Source organism: Novosphingobium sp. (assembly GCF_027486195.1).
Lineage (GTDB): Bacteria > Pseudomonadota > Alphaproteobacteria > Sphingomonadales > Sphingomonadaceae > Novosphingobium.
In genome coordinates, this window is sequence record NZ_JAIXPP010000002.1 from 1 (window position 1) to 6,003 (window position 6,003).

The window sequence follows — 6,003 nt, forward strand, 5'->3', positions numbered from 1 at the left end:
ATGCACTTGTCGGTAAACACGCGTGCCATCACGCTACGGGCCTTCAAGTCGGCGAGCACGAACTGGGTGTTCTGGAAGTCCGCGATGGTCTGGTCGAAGGCCCGGCGCTCGCTGGTGTACTCGACCGTGTAGTCAATCACCGTCTCGACCACGGTGGCCGAGCGGATCGCCTGCGCCAGCCGCTCCTGCGCCAACTTGGTCATCATCAGCGAGAAGCCTTTGCCTTCCTCGCCCAGCATCGCATCTGCATCAACGCGCAGGTTGTCGAAGAACAACTCTGAGGTGTCCTGCGCCTTCATCCCCAGCTTGTCGAGATTCTTGCCCCGATTGAAGCCGGGTAACGAAGCATCGACGAGAAACAGCGTCACGCCTTTGGCGCCGGCCGCAGTATCGGTCTTGGTGGCAAGCACCAGCACGTCGCACATCTGGCCGTTTGAAATGAACACTTTCTGCCCATTGATGACGAAGTGGTTGCCATCGCGCTCGGCCTTGGTGCGGATAGCTTTAAGGTCGCTGCCCGCATGCGGCTCGGTCATGCCGAGCGAGCCGATAGCCTCGCCGCGCACCATCTTGGGCAGCCAGTGGCGCTTCTGCTCTTCGTTGCCGGAGCTGAGGATATAGGTGGCGACCAGATCCGCATGGATCAGGAAACCCGGGCCGCTTGCACCCACCCGCCAAAGTTCCTCGAACACGACCACGTCGAATAGATAGTCGAGGCCAAGGCCGCCGTATTCTTCGGGCACTGTGCAGCATAGCATGCCAGCCTCGCCCGCCTTGAGCCACAAATCACGCGGTACAATCCCGTCTTTCTCCCACTGATCGTGGAAGGGGACGATCTCTTTCTCGACGAAATGACGCACTGTCTGGCGCCACATTTCGTGCTCGGGCTGGAATATCGAACGTTCAATCATTGGGTAGCCTTCAAACGCGAGAGCTGGCGGTCGGTGGCAGGAGTTGGGCCGGCGAAGTGCTGACCTGCGGCGACTGCTGCGGGTTGGCCAGTTTGCGTGTCATCGGTGAAAATGGTCATCGGCCCCTCCTTGCCTCACCAGCCTAGCCTCAAGGCCAATTGCTCTTGCCAGACAATGTGAAGCTGTTTACTACTGTATTTGAGACTGTCAAGCGCGAGTGGTGCAAAACCGCCACCTTGGAGCGATAAGGCAGGGTATCGGATTGAGGAGAAGCGGGTGTCAGGGCTAGCGCAATCGTTCGGTGTTGCCGCGCTCGGCGGCTATGTCCCGCTGCTTCGGCTAGACCGGAAGGCAGCGTCCCGCGAACTGGGCTGGTCTGGCCTGCCGATGCCGCGAGCGGGAATGCGATCCGTTGCCGATTGGGATGAGGACGCGCTCACGATGGCGGTAGAAGCGGCCCGCCAGCTGTGCCGGGAAAGCGCGCCGGACGCGCTCCGGTTTGCCTCGACTTCAGCCTATTTCACCGATCGCGCGCAAAGCGGGATGGCTCTCGATGCACTAGCCATGCCGCGCACGGTGCGCACCAGCGATGCCGCAAATTCGCGGCGCGCTGCCACCTCGGCCATGCTCGATGCCCTGTTGGGCAGGCGAGACGAGATCGTGACGGCTGGAGAGAAGCGGCCCACCCAACCGGGCAGTGCGGCGCAACTCACCTTCGGCGACGGCGCGGCGGCTGTGCGCACTGGGCCTGATGCGCCCGCGAGGCTCGCGGGCCATGCCAGCCTCTCGCACGATCTGGTCGACCGCTACGCGTCGCGCGATCATCCGTTCACCTACGCATATGAAGAGCGTTTCGTGCGCGATGTGGCAGTGGCCGAAGTGCTAGTGCCGGTGGTGCGCGCAGCGTGTGTAGCTGCCGGCATTGCGCCCGGGCAACTTGCCCATGCCGCCGTGCATGAACCGGTTGGCGGGTGCTGGCGTGCAGTGGCCAAGGCGCTGGACTGCGGCATCCCCAATCATTGTGAAGCGGTTTCCGAAATGGCCGGCGATCTGGGCACGGCCCACGCCCTCTATGGGCTCGGTCTCGCGCTCGACACGGCAGAAGTTGGTGACTTTGTGCTCCTCGTCAGCTTCGGCAGCGGCGCCGATGCCATGGTGTTCGAGGTGACCAGTCCGGTTCCGGGGGCGAGCGCCATGGCGGCGGCGCTCAAGGAAGGGCAGGTCCTCGCGAGCTATTCGCGCTTCCTCAGCCTGACTGGTTCGCTCGAGCTCGACTGGGGCATGCGCGCCGAATTCGAGCAGAAGGCGCAAGCGACTGTTCTCGAACGGGTGGGCCGCGATATGATCGGCTTCATCGGCGGGCGCGACAGCACCGGCAACGTGCAGTTCCCCAAGAGCGCCTTCCCCGTCAATCCGGCGCTGTCTGAGGTCGAAATGATGGAGGACGTGCGGCTAGCCGATCTTGAAGCGAGGATTGTTTCGATCACAGCCGACCGGCTCAACTTCAGCCCAGATCCGCCTTTTGACTTCGGCCTTGTCCAATTCAAAAATGGCGCCCGCGTCTTGGTGGAAATGGTCAATCGCCCCGCCGAAGGCTTTCGTGTCGGCGACCGGGTGCGGATGCGGCTGCGCATCAAAGCGCAGAACCGCCGTCTCGGCTTTCGCACCTACTTCTGGAAAGCGGCGCCGTTGATGCGGCCCGTGCTGGGAGACGCCTGATGGCCACGGGAATACGCGACAAGGTGGCCATCATCGGCATGGGCTGCACGCGGTTTGGCGAGCGCTGGGATGTGGGTGCGGACGGGTTGATGGTCGAGGCGTTTCTCGAAGCGCTGGCCGATGCCGGCATCGAGCGCGCGCGAATCGAAGCCGCCTGGGTCGGCAACGCGCTTGATGACATCAACGTCGGCAACAGTGCGCTGCCTGCCGCGCACGCGCTGCGGCTCAGTACAGTGCCCGTCACCCGGGTCGAAAACATGTGCGCCACGGGCACCGAGGCGCTGCGCGGTGCGGCTTATGCCGTCGCTTCGGGCGCAGTGGATATCGCGCTGGCGATTGGCGTCGAGAAACTAAAGGATACCGGCTACGGCGGGCTGCCGCTGCGGACCAAGGGTATGCAGAACGATCTGTGGATGCCTTATGGCTCTGCGCCGGGAACCTTTGCCCAGCTCGCTGGTGCTTATGCTGCGCGGCACGGCATTGCTGTCGGAGATCTCAAGCGTGCGATGGCGCATGTTTCGTGGAAGAGCCACCAAAACGGCGCGCTGTCGCCCAAAGCGCACCTGCGCGGCGCGGTCGATATGGAAAAGATCCTGAACGCGCCGCTGATCGCCGATCCGCTGGGCCTGTTCGATTGCTGCGGGGTTTCGGATGGAGCTGCCGCCGCCATTGTGACCACGCCCGAAATTGCCCGCGCGCTCGGCAAGGCTGACCCGGTAACGATCAAGGCGATCCAGCTTTCGGCGAGCAATGGCTGGGAAATGCAGTTCGGCGCATGGGATGGGGCCTCGGTGCCCAATACCCGCGCCGCCGCCGCGCGCGCCTATGCCGAAGCCGGTATCCGTGATCCGCGCGCCGAACTCGACATGACCGAGGTGCATGACTGCTTCTCCATCACCGAACTGGTGATCATGGAGGACCTCGGCCTGTCGGACGACGGCCGCGCGCCTGCCGATATCCTCGACGGGCGTTTTGATAGCGGCGGTGCGATCCCGTGCCAGCTTGATGGTGGGCTCAAGTGCTTTGGGCATCCGGTCGGTGCCTCTGGTCTGCGCATGGCCTACGAGGTCTATACCCAGCTTCAGGGCCGGGCAGGTGAGCGCCAGCGAGGCAAGGTCGACTTTGGCCTGACGCACAACTTGGGCGGATCGCCGTTCAACAGCGTGGCCGCCGTTGCGATCCTCGGCCGGTTGAACTGAGAGGGATTTGAAAAATGGCAGGCCTGTGGTTTGACGAATTCACGGTGGGGCAGGTCTTCCGGCACGAGGTCCGCAAGACCGTGCTGGACTATGAAAACAGCCTGTTTTCTTCGCTCACCTACAATCCGGCGCAGATACATATCGATCATGCCTATTGCGAAGGTACCGAGTTCGGCCAGCCGCTGATGAACTCGATCTTCACGGTCGGACTGGTGATCGGACTCAGCGTGCAGGACACCACCATGGGCACCACTGTAGGCAATCTTGGGATGACTGAGACGACGTTCCCCAAGCCGGTGTTCTCGGGCGATACGCTCCGCGCCGAAACGCGGGTGCTGGAGCTGCGAGAAAGCAAATCACGGCCCACGCAGGGCATCGTCACCTTCGAGCACATCGGGCTTAACCAGCGCAACGAAGTGGTATGCCGCACTGTGCGCAACGCGCTGATGATGAAGAAGCCGGCATGAGGCTGCGCTCGCTTCTGTTTGTACCAGGAGACAGCGAGCGCAAGTTCGCCAAGGGACGTTCGGCTGGCGCGGATGTGCTGATCCTCGATTTGGAGGATGCGGTTGCGCCGTCGATGAAAGCCGCTGCACGTGATCTCGTGGCGGGGTGGCTGTGCGAGGCAGACGATGTCGAGGCCAGCTTGTTCGTGCGGGTCAATCCGCTAGATACCAGTCTTACCACCGATGATCTCGCCGCTGTGGTGCGCCCGGGACTTGCTGGCATTCTTGTGCCCAAGGCCAATGGTGCGCACGATATCGCGACGATTGCAGGGATGATCGATCCGCTGGAGGCCGCCGCCGGAATGGCGCCCGGTACGGTCAAGATCATGGTCGTCGCCACTGAGACTCCGCAGGCGATGTTTGCGCTCGGCAGTTATACCCCGCCGCATCCGCGCCTGATTGGCCTGACGTGGGGCGCGGAAGACCTTGCGGCCGCCATCGGTGCGACGGACAACAAGGAACCGGATGGCCAGTGGACCGAGCCCTATCGCTTTGCGCGCTCGCTGTGCCTGTTCGCCTCGGCGTCGGCCGGATTGATGCCGGTCGATACGCTTTATGCGGATTTTCGCGACGGGGCGGGGCTTGAGGCCGATTGCCGCCGGGCTCGTCGCGACGGGTTCTTGGGCCGTATCGCGATCCATCCTGATCAGGTCGCCACGATCAACCGCTGCTTCACCCCCTCGGACGAGGAGGTCGCGCATGCCCGCCGGATCGTGGACGCATTCGCCGCCAATCCCGACGCCGGTACGCTCGGGATCGACGGCAAGATGGTCGATATCCCGCACCTCAAGGCCGCGCTTAAGACGCTGGCAGCCGTCGGAGAAACCGCATGACCCAAGCTCGCCCGCTTCCCACCGAGGAAGACCTTCAGGCCATCCGCGAAGGCGTTCGCGCCGCCTGTGCGCCGTTCGGCGATGACTATTGGCTCGCCCGCGATGATGACGGCGAGTTCCCGCGCGAATTTCACCGCGCGATGGCCGATGGCGGTTGGCTTGGCATTACCATGCCTGAGCAATTCGGCGGTTCGGGCCTCGGCGTGACCGAGGCAATGACAATGATGAGTGAGGTCGCGGCTTGCGGCGGCGGGTTCGCGGCGGCTTCGACCATCCACATCAACCTGTTCGGCCCGCATCCCATCGTGGTGGAGGGCACACTTGAGCAGAAGGCGCGCTGGGTCCCGCGGCTCGTTTCGGGCGAGGACCAGTGCTGCTTCGGCTTTACCGAGCCTGACGCTGGGCTCAACACTACGCGCATCAAGACGTTCGCCGAGAAGGTGCCGGGCGGTTATGTGGTTCACGGCCAGAAGGTCTGGACCTCGACCGCCCAAGTCGCGAACAAGATCATGCTTCTGACTCGCACGACCAAGTTCGAGGACTGCGCCCGGCCAACTGATGGCATCACGATCTTCTACACCGATCTCGACCGGTCCAAGATTGATGTGCGACTGATCAACAAGATGGGCCGCAAGGCCGTGGATTCGAACGCGATCTTCATCGACGGGCTGTTCATTCCAGACGAGGACCGCATCGGCGAGGAAGGGAAGGGCTTCGGCTACATCCTCCACAGCCTCAATCCCGAACGCATCCTCATCGGCGCCGAGGCCATCGGCATCGGGCGCGATGCGCTGCGGCGGGGCGTGAACTACGCGAAGGAACGCGTGGTATTCGA

General features: G+C 63.1%; 7 protein-coding genes. 5 read left to right on the top strand and 2 right to left on the bottom strand.

The features are described 5' to 3' along the window. Positions 1-911 (bottom strand): acyl-CoA dehydrogenase family protein (locus tag Q0071_RS00565; RefSeq protein WP_298164094.1); only part of this gene is annotated, 911 nt, incomplete at its 3' end. Further along, positions 908-1,030 (bottom strand): hypothetical protein, encoded by a 123-nt coding sequence (locus tag Q0071_RS00570; protein WP_298164095.1) that lies wholly within the window; start codon positions 1,028-1,030, stop codon positions 908-910. The genes Q0071_RS00565 and Q0071_RS00570, both read right to left, overlap by 4 nt. Positions 1,031-1,187: 157 nt before the next feature. Between Q0071_RS00570 and Q0071_RS00575 the strand changes: the two genes are divergently transcribed. The 5 genes from Q0071_RS00575 to Q0071_RS00595 all read left to right on the top strand — a co-directional run. Beyond that, on the top strand, positions 1,188-2,630 hold the full coding sequence (locus tag Q0071_RS00575; RefSeq protein ID WP_298164097.1) for an OB-fold domain-containing protein: 1,443 nt from the start codon (positions 1,188-1,190) through the stop codon (positions 2,628-2,630). After that, positions 2,630-3,829, top strand: coding sequence for an acetyl-CoA acetyltransferase (locus tag Q0071_RS00580; protein ID WP_298164099.1), 1,200 nt, complete (start codon positions 2,630-2,632; stop codon positions 3,827-3,829). The genes Q0071_RS00575 and Q0071_RS00580 overlap by 1 nt, the downstream gene beginning before the upstream one ends. A 14-nt stretch (positions 3,830-3,843) precedes the next feature. After that, positions 3,844-4,296, top strand: a complete 453-nt coding sequence (locus Q0071_RS00585) for a MaoC family dehydratase (protein ID WP_298164101.1) — start codon at positions 3,844-3,846, stop codon at positions 4,294-4,296. Then, complete coding sequence (locus Q0071_RS00590) at positions 4,293-5,168, top strand: CoA ester lyase (RefSeq protein WP_298164103.1); 876 nt, start codon at positions 4,293-4,295, stop codon at positions 5,166-5,168. Before Q0071_RS00585 ends, Q0071_RS00590 begins: the two co-directional genes overlap by 4 nt. Beyond that, positions 5,165-6,003 (top strand): acyl-CoA dehydrogenase family protein (locus Q0071_RS00595; RefSeq protein WP_298164105.1); only part of this gene is annotated, 839 nt, incomplete at its 3' end. The genes Q0071_RS00590 and Q0071_RS00595, both read left to right, overlap by 4 nt.

What these genes read in the sequence shown, in the direction of transcription:
- Q0071_RS00570 (WP_298164095.1), bottom strand. Translation starts at nt 1,030, where the DNA reads ATGACCATTTTCACCGATGACACGCAAACTGGCCAACCCGCAGCAGTC.
- Q0071_RS00580 (WP_298164099.1), top strand. Translation starts at nt 2,630, where the DNA reads ATGGCCACGGGAATACGCGACAAGGTGGCCATCATCGGCATGGGCTGC.
- Q0071_RS00585 (WP_298164101.1), top strand. Translation starts at nt 3,844, where the DNA reads ATGGCAGGCCTGTGGTTTGACGAATTCACGGTGGGGCAGGTCTTCCGG.
- Q0071_RS00590 (WP_298164103.1), top strand. Translation starts at nt 4,293, where the DNA reads ATGAGGCTGCGCTCGCTTCTGTTTGTACCAGGAGACAGCGAGCGCAAG.